The sequence below is a fragment of the Streptomyces sp. NPDC038200 genome (genome assembly GCF_055600785.1).
In genome coordinates this window covers 277,564-301,949 of sequence record NZ_JBVJYH010000005.1, presented here as the reverse complement: position 1 = coordinate 301,949, position 24,386 = coordinate 277,564, and the positions used below count along the sequence as shown (strand labels likewise).

Genomic DNA, 24,386 nt, shown 5'->3' with positions numbered 1-24,386 from the left:
ATGGACCGCCGCATTTTCGGGCTGGAGAACGAGTACGGCGTCACGTGCACGTTCAGGGGACAGCGCCGCCTGTCTCCTGACGAGGTGGCGCGGTACCTCTTCCGCCGTGTCGTGTCATGGGGCCGCAGCAGCAATGTCTTTCTGCGAAACGGCGCCCGGCTCTATCTCGACGTGGGCTCACATCCGGAATACGCGACACCCGAGTGTGACAACGTGACCGAACTGGTCACCCACGACAAGGCCGGCGAGCGCATTCTCGAAGGACTCCTGGTGGACGCGGAACGACGCCTGCACGAGGAGGGAATCGCGGGCGACGTCTACCTGTTCAAGAACAACACCGACTCGGCGGGCAACTCCTACGGCTGCCACGAGAACTACCTGGTGGCCCGGCACGGGGAGTTCTCCCGGCTCGCGGACATTCTCATTCCGTTCCTGGTCACCCGGCAGCTGCTGTGCGGCGCCGGCAAGGTGCTGCAGACTCCCCGCGGGGCCGTCTACTGCGTCAGCCAGCGCGCGGAGCACATCTGGGAGGGCGTCTCCTCGGCGACGACGCGTTCCCGGCCCATCATCAACACCCGCGACGAACCGCACGCGGACGCGGAGCGTTACCGCCGGCTGCACGTCATCGTCGGTGACTCGAACATGTCCGAGACGACGATGCTGCTCAAGGTCGGCGCCACGGATCTGGTGCTGCGCATGATCGAGGCGGGCACCGTGATGCGCGATCTGACCCTGGAGAACCCGATCCGGGCGATCCGCGAGGTCAGCCACGACATCACCGGCCGGCGCAAGGTGCGCCTGGCCAGCGGCCGGGAGGCGTCCGCGCTGGAGGTGCAGCGCGAGTACTTCGACAAGGCCGTGGACTTCTGCGACCGCCGGGGCATCCGCACGGGCACGGTCGCGCAGGTCCTGGAGCTGTGGGGCCGCACGCTCGAGGCGATCGAGAACGAGGAACTGGACCGCATCGAGACCGAGATCGACTGGGTCATGAAGTACAAGCTCATCGAGCGGTACCGGGCCAAGCACAACATGACGATGTCGCACCCGAGGGTCGCCCAGATAGACCTCGCCTACCACGACATCCACCGCCGTCGTGGTCTGTACTACCTGCTGGAGAAGAAGGGCCAAGCGGCTCGGGTCTGCAACGACTTGAAGATCTTCGAGGGCAAGTCGGTTCCGCCGCAGACCACTCGGGCGCGGCTGCGCGGCGACTTCATCCGGCGGGCGCAGGAACAGCGCCGGGACTTCACGGTCGACTGGGTGCACCTCAAGCTCAACGACCAGGCGCAGCGCACCGTGCTGTGCAAGGACCCGTTCCGGTCGGTGGACGACCGGGTGGAGAAGCTGATCGCCGGAATGTAGCGGAAAAGGGATGAGTCAAGCGTTCCGGCACCGCAATGCCGGAACGCCACACGGGCGCCGTACGTTTCCCGTACGGCGCCCTTCTCTGGTCGTAGAGTTGCGCGCACGCCATCCGCAAGATCGACCGATTACGAGGCTCTTCCGTGCGCCGACGCTCACTTCTCCTCGCCGCCGTTCCCGCAGGACTGGTCACGCTCGCCGGTTGCGGTGACGACAAGTCCGGATCGAGCAAGACCGCCTCGCCGTCGCCCTCGGCCTCCTCCTCGCCGCCGCCGAAGATCGTGGACGGGCCGTTGCCGGCGATCACGGCGGGCACCAAGTTCGGCGAGAAGCCGACGATCGCCAAGGGGACGGGCGAGCCGTCGAAGGATCTCGCGGTCAAGACGGTGATCGCGGGCAGCGGCCGGACGATCGCGGAGAACGACTTCATCCGGGCCGACTACCTGGGCCAGATCTGGGACACGGCCAAGGTCTTCGACAACTCCTACGACCGCAAGCGCCCGCTGGTCATGCAGCTCGCCCAGGGCAGCCTCATCGACGGCTGGCGGTACGCCCTGCAGGGCAAGAAGACCGGCAGCCGTGTCCTGATCGCCGTCCCGCCCGCCTTGGGGTACGGCAGGGAGGGCAACGCGCAGGCGGGTATCAAGGGCACCGACACGCTGGTGTTCGCCATCGACCTGATCGAGTCCTTCAACTCCAAGAGTTCCGCCAAGGGCACGGTGGTGCCGCCGACGGACGCGTCCCTGCCGAAGGTGGGCACCAACACCGACGGCCAGGTGCCCAAGGTCACGATCCCGAAGACGGACCCGCCGAAGAAGCTCGTGTCGGCGTACGTCCTGGAGGGCGACGGTCCCGAGGTGAAGGCCGACCAGACGGTCCTGTGCCAGTTCCAGGGTCTGGTCTGGGACGGCGGCAAGACGTTCCAGCGGACGTACGGCTCCGGCCGGCTCAGCCAGTTCTCCCTGGAGCAGATGCAGCAGGCGGTCAAGGGTCTCGCTCAGGGGCTGACCGGCAAGAAGGTGGGCAGCAGGGTGCTGGTGGTCATCCCGCCGGAGCTGGGTTACGGCGACAACCCGCCGAGCGGCAGCGTCGTCAAGAAGGGGTCCACCCTGGTGTTCACGGTGGACATCCTCGCCGCGATGTAGCCCGGGGCGGCCGCGGAGGGCGAGAGGGCTGCGGAGATGAAAGACTGTCCGCGTTTCGTGTCGTACACAAGCAGGAGCTTTTGACGTGAGCATCGAGAAGCCCGAGATCGACTTCCCCGAGGGCGCGCCGCCGGCCGACCTTGAGATCAAGGACATCTGGGAGGGTGACGGGCCGGTCGCGCAGGCGGGCCAGACCGTCACCGTGCACTACGTGGGCGTGTCCTTCAGCACCGGTGAGGAGTTCGACGCCAGCTGGAACCGTGGCACTCCGTTCCGCTTCCCGCTGGGTGGCGGCCGTGTCATCGCGGGCTGGGACCAGGGCGTGCAGGGCATGAAGGTGGGTGGCCGTCGCCAGCTGACCATCCCGTCCCACCTCGCCTACGGCGACCAGAGCCCGACCCCGGCGATCAAGCCCGGTGAGACCCTCATCTTCGTGGTGGACCTCCTCGGCGTCTGATTCACGGCCGGAGTCCGATCGGATCGGATCACTTGGGGCCCATGCCTGCTCGGGCGTGGGCCCTCGGCTTTTGCCACCGCGCCGCGGAGCGGTACGGTCATCGGTCGGAAGCATCATAGGGAAGGCGAAGGGCGTCGATGGCCATTGCCAAGGCCGAGCGGCTGATGAATCTCGCGCTGTGTCTGCTCGGCGCACGCCGGCCGCTCAGCAAGCGGGAGCTGCGCGATTCCATTGAGGCATACGTCGAGGCCGCCCGGCCGGAGCAGGGCGTGGCGGGCAGCGACGATTCCTTCAACCGCATGTTCGAGCGGGACAAGGACGATCTGCGCGAGCTGGGCCTGGTCATCGAGACCGTCGAGAACCTCGACGGCGAGGTCGGCTATCTCGCCCGCCGCGACAGCAACCGCCTGCCCCCCATCACCCTGGACGCCGAGGAGGCCGCCGCGCTGGGTCTCGCCGCCAAGGTGTGGCAGCAGGCCCGGCTGGCCGGGGCGGCCAGCGGAGCGCTGCAGAAGCTGCGCGCCGCCGGTCTGCCGGAGGACGTCGACCCCTACGAGGCGCACGGCGCCCTGGAGCCGCGCATCCCGGTGCACGAGGCCGCCTTCGAGCCCCTGATGCTGGCCTGCCGGGACCGTCGCCCGGTCCTCTTCGACTACCGCAAGGCCTCCGCCGCCCGCCCCGAGCCCCGGCATGTCGAGCCGTGGGCGCTGGAGTGCTGGCGCGGCCACTGGTACCTGGCCGGGTTCGACCGTGGCCGGGGCGCCGAGCGCGTCTTCCGGCTCTCTCGGATCACCGGCAGGGTCCGCTCCCGCGGTACGGGCTTCACCGCGCCCGTGCCGGACGTGGTCACCGTGCGCGAGACCGTGGCGAGCTGGGCCGGTGAGATAGCCGACCGCTCGGCGCTGATCCGGCTGCGTTCCGGCGCCGGCTACCCCCTCCGGGCGAAGGCCACCGAGGTCCGGGAACTCGGGGACGGCTGGGACGAGTTGGAGATTCCGTACGGGCACGGACTGGACGCCTGGCTGGTGGAGTTCGGGCCCGACGTGGTGGTCCTGGAGCCGGCCGAGCTGCGGGCCGACGTGGTGGACCGGCTGCGTGCCGTGGCCAAGGGCTGAGGGGGAGCGGGACTGTGGCAGGCAAACCGGCGAGGACCGTTAACGCCATCGACCAGACCCGGCGGATGCTCTCCCTGGTGACGTATCTGAGGGAGCGCCCCGGCGCCCGGATCGCCGATGTCGCGCGGGCCTTCGGCATCACCGAGGACGAGCTGGTCGCCGACCTCGATCTGCTGCCGATGTGCGGCACCAGCTTCCGCGGCGGTGATCTGCTGGACATCGACACCGACGGCGAGCGCATCTGGTGGCACAATCCGGCCGCGCTGGGCGAGGAGGCGGCCGAGCCGCTGCGGCTCGCCGCCGACGAGGCCACCGCGCTGCTGGTCGCCGCCCGCGCGGTGTCGACGCTGCCCGGTCTGCGGGAGGGGGACCGTCAGGCGCTGCTGCGGGCCACCGCCAAGGTGGAGACGGCGGCCGGCGAGGCCGCGGGCGCCAGCTCCCGTCTGTCGGTGACCTTCGAGTCCGAGGGCGGCGTCTTCGCCGACGTCGACCGGGCCATCTCCGAGCGCCGCCGGCTGTGGATCCGCTACTACTCCCCGGCGCGCGACGAGGTCACCGAGCGCGAGATCGACCCCATCCGGCTGGTCAGCGTCGGCCACACCTATGTGGAGGCCTGGTGCCGCCGCTCGGAGGCCCGGCGCACCTTCCGGCTCGACCGGGTCGCGGAGATCAGGATCCTCGACGCGCCCTCGGCCCCGCCCGAGATAGAGCTGCGCGACCTCTCCGAGGGGCTGGTGCAGCCGGCCGCCGAGGATCCGGAGGTGGTCGTCGAGGTCGGCCCGGGCGGTCGCTGGGTCGCCGAGTACTACCCGCACGACAGTGCCGATGAGCTTCCCGACGGCGGCCTGCGTATCACTCTGCGCACCCCCGATCCGGCCTCCCTGCGCCGGCTCGCGCTGCGGCTCGGCCGTGACGGCCGGATCGTCTCGCCGCCGGAGCTGGCCGAGAGCGCCCGCCGTGCGGCCCGCGAGGCCCTGGCGGCGTACGACACCCCGCCGGACACGGCGCCGGGCGCCGCCGCCGGCCCCGGCCAGCGGTCTGCGTGAGCCTGGACCGCGGCGCTCCGAAGGCGAACGACCAGCTGCGACCAGAGGAAGAGGAGCGAGAGCTGTGAGCGAGTCTCCGGAGCCGGGTGCGGGTGAGATGACGGTGGCGACCGCCTTCGCGGGGATGAGAAGAGTGGTCCCCGTGATGTTCCGGGCCGGCTGCCCGGACTGCCGGGGCCGCTTCGAACTCGCCGCGAGCGCGCTGCGTCTCGCCATCGGCGGCAGCAGCCGGACGACGTTCTACTCCTTCACCTGCCCCGACTGCGGTGTCTCGGTCCGCAAGCCCGCCGGGGAGCGCATCGTGGAGCTGCTCACCGGGGGCGGTGTCAGGACTCTGCGGCTGCACTCCACGCTGTAGCCGGTCGCGCGCCCCGGGTGTGCGGCACGGTGTATCCGGCTGCTGCCCGCTCCGGCGGACGGTCTAGTCTCGACGTCATGTTCTGGCCGATGTTCGCGGTAGCCGTGGGTTTCCTGGGTCTCGCCGTCCTGGGGGTGCTCGCCGTCCGGGTGTTCCTGGAGGCCCGGCGCCTGGGGCAGCAGGTGACGGACTCCGCGCGCCGCATCAACCGGGCCGCGGAGGACCTGGAGCGGGCGGCCGCGAGCGCGGCCCGCGCCGTGGACACGCTGTGAAGGGTGCCGGACGGTGCCCGTGCGTCCTGCGGTGCAAGCGGTTTGCGTCACTTCGCCCTGTCATGCTGCCCTGCGGGAAAGGTACGCTGCTGGTCGCGGCGCGGAGAACGAGGCCCGTACCGCGGACCGGGAGTACGCACGGGGATTGCCTGACGTTTACCCCTGAGCGTTACGATCGCTGCCAGCACGACCTTCGGTCACATGTCCGACTGGTCCGACAGCACCCCACCCAGCCGCCTCGGTGAGAAGGTAAAGACTTATGTTCGGAAGGCTCGGCGCTCCCGAGATCATTCTCATCCTCGTCGTCATCATCCTGCTGTTCGGCGCGAAGAAGCTTCCGGACATGGCCCGCTCGCTCGGCAAGTCCGCGCGCATCCTCAAGAGCGAGGCCAAGGCGATGAAGGAAGAGGGCAGCGCCTCCGCCCAGGCGCCCAGCTCCAACGAGCAGCCTCCGGCCCAGCGCACCATCCAGGCGGCCCCCGGCGACGTGACCAGCTCGCGGCCGGTCAACGAGCCGACGGACACCACCCAGCGCTGACGCAGGGCCGGAAACCCCCGGCCTGCCGCACGAGATGAGGACGTGGGTTGCCCAAGCCTGCCCGCAAGAAGGAGAAGGATCCGGAGGGGCGGATGCCCCTCGCGGATCATCTTCGTGAGCTCCGCAACCGGCTCGCGAAGGCCATGCTGGCCATCGTCGTCGTGACGGTGGTCGCCGCCTTCTTCTACAACGACATCATCAACTTCCTGACCAAGCCGATCCTGGACTCGGTCGGTTGCCAGGAGACCTTCGAGCAGCTGGCGAAGTCCTCGGGCAAGCACCAGTGCGCGGAGATCACGATCAACGGTCTCCTCGCCCCCTTCACGCTGGCCCTCCAGGTCTCGCTGATGGCCGGCGTCGTCGCCGCCTCGCCGATCTGGCTGTACCAGCTGTGGGCCTTCGTCGCGCCGGGTCTGCACCGGCACGAGAAGAAGTACGCCTACGCCTTCGTCTTCACCGGCGCCCCGCTGTTCTTCGGAGGTGCCTTCTTCGCGTACAAGGTGCTGCCGACCACCGCCAAGGTGCTGATCGACTTCACGCCGAACGGCAACATCAAGAACCTGCTGCCGCTCGACGACCTGCTCCAGCTGGTCACCCGCATGGTGCTCGTCTTCGGCCTCTCCTTCGAGCTGCCGCTGCTGCTGATCATGCTCAACCTCACCGGGGTGCTGACCGGCAGGCGCATGATGGGCTGGTGGCGGGCCATGATCCTCGGCATCACGGTCTTCGCGGCCGTGGCCACGCCGAGCACCGACCCGCTGTCCATGCTGGCCCTCGCCGGGCCGATCTGGGTGCTGTACTTCGGCGCGGTCGCCTTCTCGCTGGCCAACGACGCGCGCAAGCGCCGCCGCGAGGCCGCCGGTCCCGACGACGACGAGGCCTCCGAGCTGGATCTCACGCCGGAGGACATCGGCGACGTCGAGCCCGTCCCGGCCACCCGCGCGCTGCCCGAGCGGACGAGCGCCGACCGGGTCAACGGCTACGACGACGTGACCTGAGCCCTCACCGCGCCACCGCGTGACGCCCCCGCCCCCGCCCCCGCCCCCGCTCGGGGCGGGGGCGTTCGTCTGCCCGCCGACCGCTCCTTCGCCGGGGCCCGCGTCGCTCCCGGGCCGGTTCCGCGTCGTCCTTCGCCGGTCCGGCCACTGCCGTCCGGCCGACGATCCCCGATAATGATCGTCCTGTTGTCAGTGGGGCCCGGTACGCTCGAAAGTACGATGACAGAGGACCTCTCACCGGCCGAGCGGTACGCGGCAGCCCGCAGGCGGGCAGCCGAGCAGGCCACGGCGCTCGCCTCCTTCCGCGAGATGTACGACTTCGGCCTCGACCCCTTCCAGATCGAGGCCTGCCAGGCGCTCGAAGCGGGGAAGGGCGTGCTGGTGGCCGCCCCCACCGGCTCGGGCAAGACGATCGTGGGCGAGTTCGCCGTCCACCTCGCCCTGCGGCAGGGCAAGAAGTGCTTCTACACGACACCCATCAAGGCGCTGTCGAACCAGAAGTACGCCGACCTGTGCCGCCGCTACGGAGCGGAGAAAGTCGGCCTGCTCACCGGCGACAACAGCGTGAACTCCGGTGCCCCGGTGGTCGTGATGACCACCGAGGTGCTGCGGAACATGCTCTACGCCGGCTCCCAGACCCTGCTCGGCCTCGGCTACGTGGTCATGGACGAGGTGCACTACCTCTCCGACCGCTTCCGCGGCGCCGTCTGGGAGGAGGTGATCATCCACCTGCCCGAGTCGGTGACCCTGGTCTCGCTCTCCGCCACCGTGTCCAACGCGGAGGAGTTCGGCGACTGGCTGGACACCGTCCGCGGCGACACCGAGGTGATCGTCTCCGAGCACCGGCCCGTGCCGCTGTTCCAGCACGTCCTCGCCGGGCGCCGGATGTACGACCTGTTCGAGGAAGGCGAGGGCCACAAGAAGGCCGTCAACCCCGACCTGGCCCGCCTGGCCCGCATGGAGGCCACCCGGCCGTCGTACCAGGACCGCAGGCGCGGCCGGGCGATGCGCGAGGCCGACCGGGAGCGCGAGCGCAGACAGCGCTCGCGCGTGTGGACCCCGGGCCGCCCCGAGGTCATCGAGCGTCTGGACGCCGAGGGTCTGCTCCCGGCCATCACCTTCATCTTCAGCCGCGCCGCCTGCGAGGCCGCGGTCCAGCAGTGCCTGTACGCGGGCCTCAGGCTCAACGACGAGGAGGCGCGGGAACAGGTCCGCGCCCTGGTCGAGGAGCGCACGGCCTCCATCCCGCCGGAGGACCTGCACGTCCTCGGCTACTACGAATGGCTGGAGGGCCTGGAGCGCGGCATCGCCGCCCACCACGCCGGCATGCTGCCGACCTTCAAGGAGGTCGTCGAGGAACTCTTCGTGCGCGGGCTGGTCAAGGCCGTGTTCGCCACCGAGACCCTCGCGCTCGGCATCAACATGCCCGCCCGCTCGGTGGTGCTGGAGAAGCTCGTCAAGTGGAACGGCGAGCAGCACGCCGACATCACGCCCGGCGAGTACACCCAGCTGACCGGCCGGGCCGGCCGCCGGGGCATCGACGTCGAGGGGCACGCGGTCGTGCTGTGGCAGCGCGGCATGAGCCCCGAGCACCTCGCCGGTCTGGCGGGCACGCGCACCTACCCGCTGCGCTCCAGCTTCAAGCCGTCGTACAACATGGCGGTCAACCTGGTCGAGCAGTTCGGCCGGCACCGCTCGCGCGAGCTGCTGGAGACCTCCTTCGCGCAGTTCCAGGCCGACAAGTCGGTCGTCGGGATCTCCCGGCAGGTGCAGCGCAACGAGGAGGGGCTGTCGGGCTACAAGGCCTCGATGACCTGCCACCTCGGCGACTTCGAGGAGTACGCGCGGCTGCGCCGCGAGCTGAAGGACCGGGAGACCGAGCTGGCCCGGCAGGGTGCGAACCAGCGGCGGGCCGAGGCGGCCGTGGCGCTGGAGAAGCTCAAGCCGGGTGACGTCATCCAGGTGCCCACGGGCAAGTACGCGGGCCTCGCGCTGGTCCTGGACCCGGGCCTGCCCGCGGGCCGTTCCAACGGCCACCGCGGCTTCGACCACCACGACGGGCCGCGCCCGCTGGTGCTGACCGCCGAACGGCAGGTCAAGCGGCTGGCGTCGATGGACTTCCCGGTGCCCGTCGAGCCGCTGGACCGGATGCGGATCCCCAAGTCCTTCAACCCGCGCTCGCCGCAGTCCCGCCGGGACCTGGCCTCGGCGCTGCGGACCAAGGCCGGGCACATCCCGCCGGAGCGGGCGCGCAAGAAGCGGTCCCAGGCCGCCGACGACCGCGAGATCGCCCGGCTGCGCACGGCGATCCGGGCACACCCCTGCCACGGCTGCGACGACCGCGAGGACCACGCCCGCTGGGCCGAGCGCTACCACCGGCTGATGCGTGACACCTCGCAGCTGGAGCGGCGCATCGAGGGCCGTACGAACACCATCGCGCGGACCTTCGACCGGATCGTGGCCCTGCTGACGGAGCTGGACTACCTGCGCGGCGACGAGGTCACCGAGCACGGCAAGCGGCTCGCGCGGCTGTACGGCGAACTGGACCTGCTGGCCAGCGAGTGCCTGCGCGAGGGGGTCTGGGAGGGTCTCGCCCCCGCCGAACTCGCCGCCTGCGTATCGGCGTTGGTGTACGAGGCGCGGGTCGGCGACGACGCGATGGCGCCGAAGCTGCCCTCCGGCAAGGCCAAGGCCGCGCTCGGCGAGATGGTCCGGATCTGGGGCCGGCTCGACGGGCTGGAGGAGGACTTCCGGATCAACCAGACCGAGGGCGTCGGCCAGCGGGAGCCGGACCTCGGGTTCGCCTGGGCCGCGTACATGTGGGCGTCCGGCAAGGGCCTCGACGAGGTGCTGCGCGAGGCGGAGATGCCGGCCGGTGACTTCGTGCGGTGGTGCAAGCAGGTCATCGATGTGCTCGGGCAGATCTCCGCGGCGGCTCCCCCGGAGGGCTCGACCGTGGCCAAGTCCGCGCGCAAGGCCGTCGAGCAGCTGCTGCGGGGTGTGGTGGCCTACTCGTCGGTGGGCTGACCCCCCGTTCGGCGGGCGCGGGTGCCCTGCGGCTGGTCGCGCAGCCCCCGCGCCCGAGGCCGGCTGTCGTCAGCCGTGCCGTAAGGCCCCGGACCGTCCTCGTGCGGCGGTCCGGGGCGAACTGCTGTCGGGGGAACGGCAGTTGCAGGCGTCGAGGTGCGGCCTCGGCGCCCTTTTCACTCTCTGCGGTGAGGGGCTTTCGCATGTCTGTACGCCGTTACCGCATGTGTTCGACCGAAAGCTCAGTGTGTAAAAGAAGCTGAGCGTACTCCTGCCGTCGGGGCCATTTCAGGTGCTTGCCGAATATGACACGGCGATGATCCGGTCGGACTAAGCTCGCCCGCGGCGCACCGAGTTGAGGCAATTCGTGCGTATGTTCCCCTATGCGAGACACATCCCGATAGTTCTGTGAACCTTCCCCCCGCAAGCTCCCCCGACACCCAGCCGATTCGTCTCAGAAGGCATCCATGGTGAGTGTTCAAAAGCCACCCCGCGGCCGTGAACGTCCCTATGCGCGCGTGCTGCTGCCGCCGGCCATAGTGATGGCCGCAGCGGCGGGGGCCGCCGTCGCCCTGGTACCGCCCACGGCCCGGCTCGCCGTCGGCGTGTGCGGGGCGGTGGCCGTGCTGCTGGTCCTCGGCACGGCCGCGGAGGCCGCCCGGCGCGGCCGCAAGCTCCGCGAGGCACAGGCCGAACACGCCCGTCACGTCGCGCACCTGGAACAGCGGATCGCCGCGCACAGCGACCTGATGGACATCTTCGCGGGCGACGTCCTGCCCACGGGCTTCATCCGGCTGCGCCGCGGCGAGGTGCTCCGGGACGTCGTACGCAACGTCTTCGACGTGGATCCCGGACTGCGCGGCCTGCCCGACGGCTACCGCGAGCTGGTGCGGATCGCGCTGCGCGGCGCCGACCACGAGATCTCCATGCGGGACGCCACCGAGCGCTCCTTCGTGAGCATCGCCCGCCGCGTCCAGGCCATCGTCCACCAGCAGGCCAAGGAACTCCGCGAGATGGAGGAGGACCACGGCCGCAACCCCGAGGTCTTCGACGACCTGTTGCGGCTCGACCACGGCACCTCGCTGATCGGCCGGCTCGCCGACACCATCTCCGTCCTCGGCGGCGGCCGGCCCGGCCGTCAGTGGCCCCTGCCCGTCTCCCTCTACAGCGTGCTGCGCGGCGCCATGTCCCGGATCCTGGAGTACCGCCGCATCAACCTCGCCTCCATCGTCAACATCAACATCAAGGGCACCGCGGTCGAGCCGATCATCCATGCCGCCGCCGAACTCCTCGACAACGCCACCCGCTACTCGCCGCCGACGACCAAGGTGCACGTCACCGCCTCCGAGGTACAGGCCGGCATCGCCATCGAGATCGAGGACGCGGGCGTCAGCCTCAGCGAGGAGTCCCGCCGCCGTATCGAGCAGGCGATCGAGGACGCCAAGAACCTCGACGACGCGGACAACCTCGGCGAGAACCCCCGCCTCGGCCTCGCCGTCGTGGGCCGGCTCTGCAAGCAGTTCGACATGGAGGTCTCGCTGCGGTCCTCCGCCTACGGCGGCGTCCGCGCGATCCTCGTCGTGCCGCGGGTGATGACGACCACCGAGCCCGGCGTGGGCGCCGCGCACGGCATCGGCGCCACCGGTATCCCCAAGCCCGAACTCGGCGCCGTCGAGGGCCCCAAGCGCCCGCCGAAGAAGCGCCGCCCCACCAGCCCCAAGATCCCCGCCGGAATCTCCATGGAGGACGACGTCCCGGAGGTCACCGAGTGGACCGCGGGCGGGCTGCCGCAGCGCCGCAGCCGGGTGAAGACCCCGCTCAGCCAGCGGATCGCGGAACAGGCCGCCATCGAACGCGCCGAGCGCGAGGGCAGGCCCACCATCTGGTCCCAGACCAGGTCCGAACCGGAACCCGAGCCCGAGATCGACCCCGAGCGCAAGAAGCTGATGGACCAGCCCCCGGGTGCGGGCATCGAGGCCTTCTGGAAGGGCCTGCGGGAGGGCATGCCCCCCGACGCGACCGCCGCCGAACTCACCGACTTCACGCTCCACCCCACCAAGTACCTGCATCTGCTCAAAGATCCGGCCGAGCCCGTCGAGGGCGCCATCGCGGCCGACGACGAGGGGGACCTCAAGTGATCCAGCAGCGCGCGAACCTGGACTGGATGCTCAAGCAGCTGAACGACGGTGTGCCGGGCATCGAGATGATCGTGGTCCTCTCCGCCGACGGACTGCGCATCGCCCGCTACGGCGGCGACCCCGACGCCGCCGACCGGGTCGCCGCCGCCTGCGCGGGCGTGCAGAGCCTGGCCGGCGCCATCATCCAGGAGCTGCCCGGCGCGGGCGACATGAAGCTCGTGGTCTTCGAGATCGAGGGCGGCTACTTCTACCTCATGAACGCCGGCGCCAACGCCTACCTCGCCGTCCTCGCCGACGTCACCTGCGAACCGGGACGAATGAGCGGCATGATGCGCGACCTCGTCGTCCGGATCGGCGCCCATCTCACCAGTCCGCCCCGGCGGAACGGGCAGACCGTATGACACCTCCACGACGCAAGCGGCGCCGGCCGCAGCAACCGGCCCCCCCGCCCCCGCCGGCCGCCGCGCGCACGGAAGGCAAGGCGAAACCCGGTAACCCCGAACGGCTGTACACCATCGCGGGAGCCGACGGCGCCCGCGCCGAACTCGACCTGGTGACCCTGATCGTGGCGCGCTCCGCGCCACCGCCGACCGCCTCGCCGGAGGTGGCGGCGGTGCTCCGGCTCTGTATCGCCCCGCTGTCCCTGGCCGAACTCTCGGCCTATCTGCAGCTGCCGTTCAGCGCGATGACCGTACTGATCACCGAGCTGATCACGGCCGAACTGGTACAGGCCCGCGCCCCGATCGTCCGCCAGGCGGTTCCCGACCGTTCACTCCTCGAAGCGGTGATGCATGGACTTCAACGGCTCTGACACGATCCCCGGCCCCCGCACCGAGGACCACCTGCCGCACACGGCCGAGGCCGCGGTGAAGATCGTGATCGTGGGCGGCTTCGGTGTCGGCAAGACCACCATGGTCGGCTCCGTCAGCGAGATCAGGCCGCTGACCACCGAGGAGACCATGACCCAGGCCGGCATCGGCGTGGACGACGACTACGGCTCCGACTCGAAGACGGCCACCACCGTGGCCATGGACTTCGGCCGCATCGGCATCACCGACAAGCTGGTGCTCTACCTCTTCGGCACCCCCGGCCAGGAGCGCTTCTGGTTCCTGTGGAACGGCCTGTTCGAAGGCGCGCTCGGCGCGGTCGTGCTGGTCGACACCCGGCGCCTGGAAGTCAGCTTCGACGTCATGGGCCGGCTGGAGGAGCGCGGCGTGCCCTTCGTCGTCGCCGTCAACTCCTTCCCCGACGCGCCCCGCCACCCGATCGAGGAACTGCGCACCGCCCTCGACCTGGGCCCCGAGATCCCGATCATGGAGTGCGACGTGCGCCGCCGCGCCTCCAGCAAGGAGGTGCTGACGACCCTCGTGCGCTTCCTGCACTCCCTCGCCCTCTCCGGCGCCCTCACCTGACCCCCGACGCCCCCTCACCATCCGTTCCGGAGCGACACCGTGACGTCTGAATCCCCCTCCCTCACCGGCACCGACCCCACCTACGGACCGCCGCCGGGCTGCCCGGCCCACGGTCTCGGCGCCGGAGGAGCGCACCGGCTCTACGGCCCCGACGCCGAGGACCTCGCCGGCCTCTACGAGCGTCTGCGCGAGCAGCACGGCCCCGTGGCCCCGGTGCTGCTCCACGACGACGTACCGATGTGGGTGGTGCTCGGCCACGCCGAGAACCTGCAACTGGTCCGCAGCCCCTCCCAGTACACCCGGGACAGCCGGATCTGGACCCCGCTGCGGGAGGGCACGGTCAAGCCCGACCACCCGCTGATGCCGCACATCGCCTGGCAGCCCATCTGCTCCCACGCCGAGGGCGACGAGCACGAGCGGCTGCGCGACGCGGTCACCGCTGCCATGGCCACCATCGACCACCGCAGCGTCCGCCGCCACATCGGCCGCCACACCCAGGGGCTGGTCAACGGCTTCTGCGAGCGGGGCCGGGCCGAACTGGTCTCCCAGTTCGCCGAGCATCTGCCGATGGCCGTGATGTGCGAGATCCTCGGCATGCCCGAGGAGTACAACGACCGGATGGTGCAGGCCGCGCGGGACGCCCTGAAGGGCACCGAGACCGCCATCCAGAGCCACGCCCACGTCATGGACGCGCTCAGCCGGCTCACCACCCGGCGGCGCGCCCAGCCCGAGGACGACTTCACCAGTCACCTCATCACCCACCCGGCCGGGCTCACCGACGACGAGGTCCGCGAACACCTGCGGGTCGTCCTCTTCGCGGCCTACGAGGCCACCGCCAACCTCCTCGCCAACGCGCTGCGCATGGTGCTCACCGAGCCGGGCTTCCGCGCCCAGCTCAACGGCGGCCAGATGACCGTGCCCGAGGCGATCGAGCAGTCCCTGTGGGACGAGCCGCCGTTCAGCACGGTCTTCGGCTACTACGCCAAGCAGGACACCGAGCTGGGCGGCCGGCGCATCGCCCGGGGCGACGGGCTGCTCTTCGCGCCCGCCCCGGGCAACGTGGACCCGCGGGTGCGGCCCGACCTGTCCGCGAGCATGCAGGGCAACCGCTCGCACCTCGCCTTCGGCGGCGGCCCGCACGAGTGCCCCGGCCAGGACATCGGCCGCGCCATCGCCGACGTCGGTGTCGACGCGCTGCTGACCCGGCTCTCCGACATCCAGCTGGACTGCGCCGAGGAGGATCTGCGCTGGCGGTCCTCCATCGCCTCCCGGCACCTGGTGGCCCTGCCGGTGCGCTTCGAACCCAAACCGCAGCAGGACGTCGACCTGCCGCCGCGGGCCATGCCCGTCCCGCCGCAGCGCTCCAGCTGGCAGGTCGGCACCCTGAGCAGCGACCCGGCCCCGGCCGCCGAGCCGCAGCCCGCGGTGTTCCGCCCCGCCCCCGCCCCGCAAGCCGCCCCGCCGACCGGGCCGGCTCCGGAACCGGCCCGGCCCCGGGGGCTGTGGCAGCGGCTGATCCGCTGGTGGCGGGGCGAGTGACCGCCGGCCGTCCGCCCCGCACGGGACCGGCTCCCGCCGGGGAGGCCGGCTTCCCGGGGGCTAGTGCCTCTCGTTTGGATCATGCCGGGCTCGGCCTGATCCAAACGAAAGACCCTAGCCGGCCCCCGGGAAGCCGTCGGCCGGTTCCGCGGCCCAGTCGCCGTGGGACGTCCACGCCCGCAGCCGGCGCCCGCTGACGAACGCGTGTTCCGCACCGGTGACCGGGTCGGTGAACTCCAGGCGCCGGGCCAGCAGTTGCAGCGGGCGCCGGAAATCGCCGGCCGGTACCGGGTCGGTCACCTCGGGATACAGCGGATCGCCGAGGATCGGTACGCCCAATGCGGTCAGATGGACCCGCAGCTGGTGGGTCTGCCCGGTCGTCGGCACGAGCCGATAGCGGCCCAGTCCGGCCCGGTGCTCGGCCAGCTCCACCCGGGTCTCGGCGTTCGGCTCGCCCGCCACCTCCCGGGCGGCCGGCACCCCGCGCTCCTTCACGATCCTGCTGCGTACGGTCCGGGGCAGGGCGAGCGAGGAGTCGTACGGCGCGATCGCCTCGTACTCCTTGCGCACCCGCCGGTCCCGGAACAGCGTCTGGTAGGCGCCGCGTTCCTCGGGCCGCACCGTGAACAGCACCAGCCCGGCGGTGAGCCGGTCCAGCCGGTGGGCCGCCGTCAGCGCCGGGATGCCGAGCTCGTGCCGGAGCCGGGCCAGCGCGGTCTGCGCGACATGCGAGCCCCGCGGGGTCGTGGCCAGGAAGTGCGGCTTGTCCGCCACCACGATGTGCTCGTCCCGGTGGACCACCTCCACCGGGAACGGCACCGGCACCTCGGCGGGCAGCTCGCGATGGAACCAGACGAACATCCCCGGCCGGTACGGCGCGTCCGGCGCCACGGCCAGCCCGTCGGCCCCGACCACCAGCCCCGCGGCGAACATCGACTCCACCGTCCCGGGGCCGGCGCCCGTGAGCCGCTCCACCAGATGCTCCCGGACGGTGGCCCACGCCCCGTCGACGGGCAGCCGTACCCGCACGGGGTCCACCCCGGCGCGCTGGGGGAGCGGGGCGGGCGGGGGCGGCGTACGGCGTCTCATCGAGGTCAAGGGTACGAGGGCGCGGTCGGCACGGGTGCCGCCGCTCGCGGGGGTCAGGCGGCCGCCGCCGGGGCGCCGCCCTCCTGCTCGTCCTCGATCCGGGCGTTCCACTCCCGCTTGGAGGCCTGCCAGCCGTCCTCGTTGTGGCCGAGGCGCCAGTAGCCGGAGATCGACAGGTCCTCGCGCGGGATCTGCCGTTCCACCCGCAGCAGCCGGCGCAGCTCCTTCACGAAGCCCGCCTCGCCGTGCACGAACGCGTGCAGCCGGCCCTCCGGGAACTCCAGCCCCCGCACGGCCTCCAGCAGGGCCTCGCCGACCGGCCGGTCCCCGCGGTGCAGCCACACGACCCGCACCTCGCTGTCGATCTTCTGCTCCTCCTCGGGGCCGGACACCTCGACGAAGGCGTGCGTCCGGGCGCCGGCGGGCAGCGTCTCCAGAGCGCGGGCGATCGCGGGCAGCGCGCTCTCGTCACCGGCGAGGAGATGCCAGTCGGCCTCCGGGTCGGGCGTGTACGCGCCGCCGGGACCCATGAAGCGGACGGTGTCGCCGGGCCGCGCCCGGACCGCCCACGGTCCGGCCAGGCCCTCGTCGCCGTGGATCACGAAGTCCAGGGACAGCTCGCGCTGCACCGGGTCCCAGGCGCGCACGGTGTACGTCCGGGTCACCGGCCACTGCTCGCGGGGGAACTCGGCCCGGATCCGCTCCAGGTCGAAGGGTTCCGGGTAGGTGACACCGGCGGCGCCGAACAGCAGCTTCACGTAGTGGTCGGTGCAGGTGTCCGCGGCGAATCCGGCCAGGCCCTCGCCCCCGAGCACCACACGCTGCATGTGCGGGCTCAGTCGTTCGGTGCGCACCACCTGGGCGGTACGGGGCTTGCGCGGCTTTCGTGCCGGACGCTCTGCCATCACGGCCTCCTGCGAGGGTCGGTTAGGTTTACCTAAGTTAGCATCCCGTTCCGAGTCGACACCTGCTCCGAGGCGCCGGGGAGAGGCTTTTGCCGGAACATTCCCCTCCAGGTCACTCCGCGAGCGTGGTCAGCAGCCGTTGCAGGGACCCGCCGAGGCCCCACCGGCGCGCCAGCTCCTCCAGTCCCGCCGGATCGCGCGGGGCGCGCGGCAGGGCGGTGCCGGTCTCCGGCAGCGGCACGTCGTCGGCCACCCGCACCACCTTCGGCGCGACCGCGACGTACGGCCGGGCCTCGCTGAGCCGTTTGCGCTGCGACGGCGTCAGCCTCGACCCCGGGTCGTCGACCGCCGCCATGATCCCGGCCAGGTCGCCGAACTCGGCGAGCAGCTTGGCGGCCGTCTTCTCGCCGATGCCGGCCACGCCCGGCAGGCCGTCGCTCGGGTCGCCGCGCAGCAGCGCCAGATCCGCGTACCCACGCCCGTCGACCCCATACTTCTCGCGCAGCACCGCCTCGTCCGTCAGCTGCAGCGTGCCCACGCCCTTCAGCGGATACAGCACCCGGATCCCGCGCTCGTCGTCCACCAGCTGATACAGGTCGCGGTCGCCGGTGACGATGTCGACCGGGCTCTTCGCCCGCGCCGTGAACGTGCCGATCACGTCGTCCGCCTCGTACCCCGCGACCCCCACGCGCGCGATCCCGATCGCGTCCAGCACCTCCTCGATCACCGGCACCTGCGGGGCGAGGGTGTCCGGCACCTCCTCGGCGTCCGGCGCGCCCTCGTGCTCCTCGGCGACGCGGTGCGCCTTGTAGGTGGGGATGAGGTCCACCCGCCACTGCGGCCGCCAGTCGGCGTCCATGCAGGCCACGAGCTGCTCCGGCCGGTGGTCCTTGACCAGCCGGTCGATGAAGTCCAGCAGCCCGCGCACCGCGTTGACGGGCGTGCCGTCCGGTGCCTTCACGGAGTCCGGGACGCCGAAGTAGGCGCGGAAGTACAGCGAGGCGGTGTCGAGGAGCATCAGTCGTCCGGTCACGCTCGCATCATGCCGTACGGCACCGACAGCGCGGTCCCGCCCCGGAACGCGTTGCGTGCTGCGCATCGCCGTGAGTCCGGCCACTTGGGAGTTTGCCCTGGTCCGGCCTGGGGAGGCGCGGCCTCTGTCCTGTCCCCGGAGACGAGAGGTGCGCGTGACACCCAGACTTGAGGCAGAGCATCTGTTCAAGGTGTTCGGAAGCCGGCCGACCGAGGCGGTGGAGCGGCTGCGGCGGGGGGCCGACCGGGCGGAGCTGCGTGCCGACGGCACGACCGCCGCCGTGATCGACGCCTCCTTCCGCGTCGAGGCCGGCGAGATCTTCGTCGTCATGGGGCTCTCGGGCTCCGGGAAGTCCACCCTGCTGCGCATGCTCAACGGTCTGCTGGAGCCGACCGCGGGCCAGGTGCGGTTCGACGGCCGGGAGCTTACCGGCCTGACCGACCGGGCGCTGCGCGAGCTGCGCTCGAAGAAGATCAGCATGGTCTTCCAGCACTTCGCGCTGTTCCCGCACCGCAGTGTCCGCGACAACGCCGCCTACGGCCTGGAAGTGCAGGGCGTGCCCCGCGCCGAGCGCGAACGCCGCGCCGACGAGGCGCTCGCCCTGTGCGGCCTGGCCGGCTGGGAGAAGTCCTGGCCCGACGAGCTGTCCGGCGGCATGCAGCAGCGCGTCGGCCTCGCCCGCGCGCTCGCCACCGACGCCGACCTGCTGCTGATGGACGAGTCCTTCAGCGCCCTGGACCCGCTGATCCGCCGGGACATGCAGGACCAGCTGCTGGAACTCCAGAAGACCCTGAAGAAGACCATCGTCTTCATCACCCACGACCTCAACGAGGCCATGCGGCTCGGCGACCGCATCGCCGTCATGCGCGACGGGCGCATCGTCCAGACCGGCACCGCCGAGGACATCCTGCTGCGCCCGGCGGGCGACTACGTGGCCTCCTTCGTCCAGGACGTCGACCGTTCGCGCGTGCTGACGGCGGGCGCCCTCATGGACACCTCCGTCACCGGCGACGCCCCCCTGTGCCGCTGCGAGACCGCGCACCCCGGGACGCCGTTCGTGGAACTGTGCGCGATCAGCGCCCGGCTGTCGCACCGCGTCTCCGTCGTGGACGAGGCGGGCCGGGTCGTGGGCGTCGTCCCGCGGCAGCGGCTGGTCGGCTTCCTCGGCGACGAGGCGGCCGGTCCCGCGCCCTGCGACAACCCGGACGGGAAGGTGATCAGCCGTGCCTAGGATCCACCTCGGCGACTGGGTCGACTCCGGCGTCGACTGGCTGGTCGGCCACCTGTCCTGGCTGTTCGACGCGGTCAAGGCGGTCATGGAGGGCATGTACGACGGCATCGACGCCGTGCTCGCCGCCCCCGAGCCGCTGCTGATGGCCGGCATCCTCGCCGTCGCCGCCTGGTGGCTGCGCGGCCTGCTCGCCGGAGTCCTCGCCTTCGCCGGCTTCGCCCTCGTGGACTCGCTCGACCTGTGGGAACGGGCCATGTCCACGCTCGCCCTGGTCCTCGTGGCCACCGTGCTCGCGCTCGTGATCTCGATCCCGCTGGGCATCTGGGCCGCCCGCTCCAAGGCGGTCAGCGCCGCCGTACGGCCGGTCCTGGACCTGCTCCAGACCATGCCCTCGATGGTGCTGCTGATCCCGGCCATGCTCTTCTTCGGCCTCGGCACCGCCGCGGGCGTCGTCGCCACCCTGATCTTCGCGCTCGCGCCCGGTGTCCGCATGACCGAGCTGGGCATCCGCCAGGTCGACGCCGAACTCGTCGAGGCCGCGGAGGCCTTCGGCACCACCCCGCGCGACATCCTGTGGCGCGTCCAGCTGCCGCTCGCCCTGCCGACCATCATGGCCGGCGTCAACCAGGTGATCATGCTGGGCCTGTCCATGGTCGTCATCGCGGGCATGGTCGGCACCGGCGGCCTCGGCGGCGCCGTCAACGAGGCGATCGGCCAGCTCGACGTCGGCTACGGCTTCGAGGCGGGCGTCGGCATCGTCGTCCTCGCCATCTACCTGGACCGCGTCACCGGCGCTCTCGGCACGCAGCTCTCCCCGCTGGGGCGCAGGGCCGCCGCGAAGACCCGCACGCGCGCGTGGTCGTACCGTCCGCGCCCGGCCGTCGCCCTGGCCGGTGTGGTCGTCCTCGCCCTCGTCGCGGGCGGACTCGGCCTCCTGGGCTCCTCCGCCGGCACCTCCGAGGCCTCCGGCACGAACGTCGGCAGGGGCAAGGAGATCCGGATCGGCTACATCCCCTGGGACGAGGGCATCGCCTCCACCTTCCTCTGGAAGGAGATCCTTCAGGAGCGCGGCTTCGAGGTCACCACCACCCAGTACGCGGCGGGCCCGCTCTACACCGGCCTCGCCACCGGCCAGCTCGACTTCGAGACCGACTCCTGGCTGCCCACCACGCACGCCGAGTACTGGGCGAAGTACGGCCGGCAGCTCGACGACCTCGGCAAGTGGTACGGCCCCACCTCCCTGGAGCTGACCGTCCCCTCGTATGTGAAGGACGTGAACTCCCTGGCGGACCTGCGGGACCACGCGGACGAGTTCGACGGGAAGATCATCGGCATCGAGCCCAGCGCCGGCATGATGGGCCTGCTCAAGAGCAAGGTGCTGAAGGAGTACGGCCTCCAGGACGCCTACGACGTGGTCGACGGCTCCACGCCGGCCATGCTCGCCGAGCTGAAGCGCGCCTATGCCCGCAAGCAGCCGGTCGTCGTCACCCTGTGGTCGCCGCACTGGGCCTACAGCGACTACGGCCTGAAGAAGCTGAAGGATCCCGAGGGCGCCTGGGGCAAGGGCGACGGCGTGCACACCCTCGCCCGCAAGGGCTTCGCCGCCGACAATCCGCAGGTCGGCAAGTGGCTGAAGGACTTCTCGATGACCGAGGAGCAGCTGACCGGCCTGGAGGCGTCGATCCAGAAGGCGGGCAAGGGCGAGGAGCAGGACGCCGTCCGCACCTGGCTGCGGCAGCACCCCGGCCTGCTCGACAAGTGGGCGCCCGTCGCCAAGGACGACGCCCGGAGCCAGGCGGCCGGGTGACCTGACCGGCCCGGACCGCCTCCCGAGGGGCGGGCGCCGCCGGACGCCGACGCGCGTCCGGTACCGCCCGCCCCTCGCGGCGTTCCGCCTACGGCAAGGATCAGGCCAAACACCCTCCGTGACGACCGAGGGCGGACGCGGTGGCACCCGGCCCAGTTGGTCGGCGTGTTCATCCTCCCGGGCGACCGGGTCCCGGACGGCTCTCCGCCCCGGGACACTGGCGCGAACTGTGAGGGTGGAGGATCACGGGGATGTCGTGGATGTGACAGCCACGTGAAACGGTTTGCCGAACATGCGTAGGGTGCAGAGAAGTCTTCAGAAGAAGGGTGCCCCGAGACGGGCACTCGTACAGCGGCACGACGAGCGAGGGAGGGAGCCGGAGCGATGGGCGACCACAAAGAGCAGCAGCCCGTGCGGGTGGGCGCGGCTGTCCGGCGGCGCCGCCGTGCGCTGGAACTGACCCTTGCCGCGGTGGCCGAGCGCAGCGGTCTCTCGGTGCCCTTCCTCAGCCAGGTCGAGAACGACAAGGCCCGTCCGAGCCGCGCCTCCCTGGAGAAGCTGGCCGACGCCCTGCGCACCACCGCCGTCGAACTCCTCGCCGCCGCCGACCCGGCGGCCAGCGTGGACGTCGTCCGCGCCGAGCCCGTCGCCGAGGGCGACTTCGCCCCGCGGACCCGCTCCCTGGTGCGCGGCCACCACCAGTTGCACGCCTCCGAGTTCACCGGCGACCACGACGCCGGCCGCGAGTTCCAGCACCGCAACGACGAGCTGATGTACGTCGCCGACGGCGCGGTGGAGATAGAGGCCGAGGGGCGCGCCTACCGCCTGGGGCGCGGTGACACCCTGTACCTGACGGGCGGGGTACGGCACCGGTGGCGGGCGACGGTGCCGGACACCCGGGTGATCGTGGTGGCGGTGGCCGAGCACATCGAGGCGGTGCAGGATCGCGCACGCTGAGCGCGCACCGCGAGACCCGGCGCCGGGCCCTGGCCCGGCGGACGGTTCCCCGGCCTCCTCGGGCGGTTCCCCTGGCCCGGCGGGCGGTTCCCCGGGCCTTTCGGGGGCGCGGGTCGTCTCGCTCGTTCCCTCGCTGACCGAGGCGGTGGCGACGACGCTCCCCGGGGTCCTCGTCGGCGCCACCGACTGGTGCAGCCACCCGGCGGACCTGGACGTCGCCCGGATCGGCGGCACGAAGAACCCGGACGTCGCCCGGATCCTCGCCCTCGGCCCCGACCTGGTGATCGCCAACGAGGAGGAGAACCGCGCCGCCGACCTGGACGCCCTGCGCGCGGCGGGTCTCGACGTCCTCGTCACCGAGGTGCGGACCGTGCCGCAGGCCCTCACCGAACTGGACCGGGTGCTCACCGCGTGCGGCGCGCCGGGCCGGCCCGCCTGGCTGGCCGAGGCCGCGGCGGCCTGGGCGTCCCTGCCCGAGCCTGCCGAGCGCAGGACGGCGGTCGTACCGATCTGGCGCCGCCCCTGGATGGTGCTCGGCCGGGACACCTTCGCGGGCGACGTCCTGGCCCGCCTGGGCGTCGACCAGGTGTACGCCGCCCACCCCGAGCGCTACCCCCGCGTCCCGCTGGACGCACTGCGCGCGGCACAACCGGACGTGGTCGTCCTGCCCGACGAGCCGTACCGCTTCACCGCGACGGACGGCCCGGAGGCCTTCCCCGGCCTGCCCTGCGCCCTGGTCAGCGGACGGCATCTGACCTGGTACGGACCGTCCCTCACGGAAGCGCCACGGGTGCTGGCCGGGGCGCTGCGAGCAGCTCGCCGCTGAGCAGGCCGCGCACCGTGCCGCAGGCCGCCGCGAGCCAGGCCGCCACGAGAAGGGCGTACAGGCCGACGGACAGCGCGCCGTACATCGCCAGACCGGTGTGCCGGGCGAGGGTGGCGGCGCCGGTGACGCAGGTGCCCACCGGGAAGGTGAACGCCCACCAGGTCAGCGCGAACCCCATGCCCTGCCGCCGGGCCCGCACCACGTGCGCGGTCGCCAGTCCGAGCCAGAGCAGCGCGAAGCCCATGACCGGGACCCCGTAGAGCACGGCGAAGACGGCGAGGCCACGGTCGTACGGCGCCGGTACGACCCCGGGGGCGGACTGCGCGATCAGCCCGACGGCGGTGGTCGACTGGCCGAGCGGGCCGAGGACCAGGAACAGGGTGGGGGTGAGCGCGAGCGGCAGCGGGCCGGAGGTGATCAGCCGGGCGAAGACCAGGGACAGCATCAGCAGGGTGGCGAACAGACTCAGCCCGAACATCGCGAAACAGGCCAGCAGCAGGCTCTCCCGGAGCTGCCCCGGCGGCAGGTGCGGCACCAGCAGCGGGCCGAGGGCGGCCGACACCATGGGCGCGACCAGCGGCAGCAGCCACACCGGGGTGGCCTGGGCGGGCTCGACGCGATGCCGTACGGCCATCAGATAGGGCACGGCCACGGCGGCCCCGAGCCCGATCGCCGTACCGGTGCTGAAGAGCACGGCGTCCAGGGCGACGGCGGCACGCGTGCCGAGCAGGTCCCGGCCGGCCGTCAGGGCACCGCCGCCCACCGCCAGCAGGGCCATCGCCAGGCAGCCGTAGAAGGGGGCCATGGCCGCGTCGAGGACATGGGCGCGGGCCTGGTCGCGATGGCGGCTCCAGTGCAGGGCCCGGGCGGCCAGCAGCGCCACCAGCATCAGCAGCGACAGCGCCCACACGGCCGCGAAGACCCCGCGCGGCCCGTGCACCGGCCCGGGCAGCGCGACGCCGGCCGAGCCGACCACGGCGGTGCCCATGACGGAGGCGTACCAGTTCGGGCCGAGGTGCCGGAGCCGGTCCGGGCGACGGAGGGACAGGGGCTGGGCTGCGATGACCATGTATTCATGATCCTGTCGGCCCTCGCCCCTGACCAGGGAGTTCATGTCTATGAGGGCATAAG

The 24,386-nt window shown here is 71.7% G+C and carries 23 protein-coding genes; 19 read left to right on the top strand and 4 right to left on the bottom strand.

The features are described 5' to 3' along the window. From pafA to ACZ7KF_RS13540, 15 genes are all read left to right on the top strand, one after another. Positions 1 to 1,362 (top strand): Pup--protein ligase, encoded by a 1,362-nt coding sequence (gene pafA / locus ACZ7KF_RS13610; protein ID WP_471072968.1) that lies wholly within the window; start codon positions 1 to 3, stop codon positions 1,360 to 1,362. 143 nt (positions 1,363 to 1,505) lie between these two features. Continuing rightward, positions 1,506 to 2,507 (top strand): FKBP-type peptidyl-prolyl cis-trans isomerase, encoded by a 1,002-nt coding sequence (locus ACZ7KF_RS13605; protein ID WP_471072966.1) that lies wholly within the window; start codon positions 1,506 to 1,508, stop codon positions 2,505 to 2,507. A gap of 85 nt (positions 2,508 to 2,592) precedes the next feature. Further along, positions 2,593 to 2,964 carry an FKBP-type peptidyl-prolyl cis-trans isomerase gene (locus ACZ7KF_RS13600; RefSeq protein WP_471072963.1) on the top strand — a complete coding sequence of 124 codons (372 nt, stop codon included), beginning with the start codon at positions 2,593 to 2,595 and terminating at the stop codon, positions 2,962 to 2,964. A 137-nt stretch (positions 2,965 to 3,101) separates the two neighbouring features. Continuing rightward, a complete protein-coding gene (locus ACZ7KF_RS13595; RefSeq protein WP_471072960.1) occupies positions 3,102 to 4,079 on the top strand; it encodes a helix-turn-helix transcriptional regulator in 978 nt (325 codons plus the stop codon). Between the two features lie 14 nt (positions 4,080 to 4,093). Further along, complete coding sequence (locus tag ACZ7KF_RS13590; protein ID WP_471072957.1) at positions 4,094 to 5,125, top strand: helix-turn-helix transcriptional regulator; 1,032 nt, start codon at positions 4,094 to 4,096, stop codon at positions 5,123 to 5,125. Positions 5,126 to 5,222: 97 nt separating this feature from the next. Further along, a complete protein-coding gene (locus ACZ7KF_RS13585; protein WP_471073400.1) occupies positions 5,223 to 5,483 on the top strand; it encodes a hypothetical protein in 261 nt (86 codons plus the stop codon). Positions 5,484 to 5,560: 77 nt separating this feature from the next. After that, positions 5,561 to 5,755, top strand: a complete 195-nt coding sequence (locus tag ACZ7KF_RS13580) for a hypothetical protein (protein ID WP_471072954.1) — start codon at positions 5,561 to 5,563, stop codon at positions 5,753 to 5,755. 259 nt (positions 5,756 to 6,014) lie between these two features. Then, positions 6,015 to 6,293, top strand: a complete 279-nt coding sequence (tatA, locus tag ACZ7KF_RS13575) for a Sec-independent protein translocase subunit TatA (protein ID WP_471072951.1) — start codon at positions 6,015 to 6,017, stop codon at positions 6,291 to 6,293. Between the two features lie 47 nt (positions 6,294 to 6,340). Then, the gene (gene tatC, locus ACZ7KF_RS13570; RefSeq protein ID WP_471072948.1) at positions 6,341 to 7,291 is read left to right on the top strand and encodes a twin-arginine translocase subunit TatC; all 951 of its coding nucleotides are present in this window, start codon (positions 6,341 to 6,343) and stop codon (positions 7,289 to 7,291) included. 174 nt (positions 7,292 to 7,465) lie between these two features. Beyond that, on the top strand, positions 7,466 to 10,318 hold the full coding sequence (locus tag ACZ7KF_RS13565; protein WP_471072945.1) for a DEAD/DEAH box helicase: 2,853 nt from the start codon (positions 7,466 to 7,468) through the stop codon (positions 10,316 to 10,318). Positions 10,319 to 10,785: 467 nt separating this feature from the next. Then, a complete protein-coding gene (locus tag ACZ7KF_RS13560) occupies positions 10,786 to 12,456 on the top strand; it encodes an ATP-binding protein (RefSeq protein WP_471072942.1) in 1,671 nt (556 codons plus the stop codon). Next, positions 12,453 to 12,857, top strand: coding sequence for a roadblock/LC7 domain-containing protein (locus ACZ7KF_RS13555; RefSeq protein ID WP_471072939.1), 405 nt, complete (start codon positions 12,453 to 12,455; stop codon positions 12,855 to 12,857). The genes ACZ7KF_RS13560 and ACZ7KF_RS13555 overlap by 4 nt, the downstream gene beginning before the upstream one ends. Continuing rightward, positions 12,854 to 13,267 (top strand): DUF742 domain-containing protein, encoded by a 414-nt coding sequence (locus ACZ7KF_RS13550; protein WP_471072937.1) that lies wholly within the window; start codon positions 12,854 to 12,856, stop codon positions 13,265 to 13,267. Before ACZ7KF_RS13555 ends, ACZ7KF_RS13550 begins: the two co-directional genes overlap by 4 nt. Continuing rightward, a complete protein-coding gene (locus tag ACZ7KF_RS13545) occupies positions 13,248 to 13,868 on the top strand; it encodes a GTP-binding protein (protein WP_471072934.1) in 621 nt (206 codons plus the stop codon). Before ACZ7KF_RS13550 ends, ACZ7KF_RS13545 begins: the two co-directional genes overlap by 20 nt. Before the next feature lie 39 nt (positions 13,869 to 13,907). Beyond that, positions 13,908 to 15,407: a cytochrome P450 gene (locus tag ACZ7KF_RS13540; RefSeq protein ID WP_471072931.1), complete on the top strand. Its 1,500-nt coding sequence runs from the start codon at positions 13,908 to 13,910 to the stop codon at positions 15,405 to 15,407. 114 nt (positions 15,408 to 15,521) lie between these two features. On the opposite strand, the gene ACZ7KF_RS13535 is transcribed toward ACZ7KF_RS13540, so the two are convergent. The 3 genes from ACZ7KF_RS13535 to ACZ7KF_RS13525 all read right to left on the bottom strand — a co-directional run bounded on the left by ACZ7KF_RS13535 (position 15,522) and on the right by ACZ7KF_RS13525 (position 18,434). After that, positions 15,522 to 16,496 carry an RluA family pseudouridine synthase gene (locus ACZ7KF_RS13535; protein ID WP_471072928.1) on the bottom strand — a complete coding sequence of 325 codons (975 nt, stop codon included), beginning with the start codon at positions 16,494 to 16,496 and terminating at the stop codon, positions 15,522 to 15,524. Between the two features lie 53 nt (positions 16,497 to 16,549). Beyond that, positions 16,550 to 17,401, bottom strand: a complete 852-nt coding sequence (locus tag ACZ7KF_RS13530) for a siderophore-interacting protein (protein WP_471072925.1) — start codon at positions 17,399 to 17,401, stop codon at positions 16,550 to 16,552. A 112-nt stretch (positions 17,402 to 17,513) separates the two neighbouring features. Beyond that, positions 17,514 to 18,434 (bottom strand): 5'-3' exonuclease, encoded by a 921-nt coding sequence (locus tag ACZ7KF_RS13525; RefSeq protein WP_471072922.1) that lies wholly within the window; start codon positions 18,432 to 18,434, stop codon positions 17,514 to 17,516. Between the two features lie 154 nt (positions 18,435 to 18,588). Between ACZ7KF_RS13525 and ACZ7KF_RS13520 the strand changes: the two genes are divergently transcribed. The 4 genes from ACZ7KF_RS13520 to ACZ7KF_RS13505 all read left to right on the top strand — a co-directional run bounded on the left by ACZ7KF_RS13520 (position 18,589) and on the right by ACZ7KF_RS13505 (position 23,255). Next, a complete protein-coding gene (locus tag ACZ7KF_RS13520) occupies positions 18,589 to 19,665 on the top strand; it encodes a quaternary amine ABC transporter ATP-binding protein (RefSeq protein WP_471072919.1) in 1,077 nt (358 codons plus the stop codon). After that, the gene (locus ACZ7KF_RS13515; RefSeq protein ID WP_471072916.1) at positions 19,658 to 21,472 is read left to right on the top strand and encodes an ABC transporter permease/substrate binding protein; all 1,815 of its coding nucleotides are present in this window, start codon (positions 19,658 to 19,660) and stop codon (positions 21,470 to 21,472) included. The genes ACZ7KF_RS13520 and ACZ7KF_RS13515 overlap by 8 nt, the downstream gene beginning before the upstream one ends. A 384-nt stretch (positions 21,473 to 21,856) precedes the next feature. After that, complete coding sequence (locus ACZ7KF_RS13510) at positions 21,857 to 22,429, top strand: helix-turn-helix domain-containing protein (protein ID WP_471072913.1); 573 nt, start codon at positions 21,857 to 21,859, stop codon at positions 22,427 to 22,429. Between the two features lie 145 nt (positions 22,430 to 22,574). Beyond that, on the top strand, positions 22,575 to 23,255 hold the full coding sequence (locus ACZ7KF_RS13505) for a helical backbone metal receptor (protein WP_471072909.1): 681 nt from the start codon (positions 22,575 to 22,577) through the stop codon (positions 23,253 to 23,255). Here ACZ7KF_RS13505 and ACZ7KF_RS13500 read toward each other — a convergent pair. Next, complete coding sequence (locus ACZ7KF_RS13500) at positions 23,203 to 24,324, bottom strand: TDT family transporter (RefSeq protein ID WP_471072906.1); 1,122 nt, start codon at positions 24,322 to 24,324, stop codon at positions 23,203 to 23,205. The genes ACZ7KF_RS13505 and ACZ7KF_RS13500 overlap by 53 nt on opposite strands. Positions 24,325 to 24,386 lie beyond the last annotated feature (62 nt).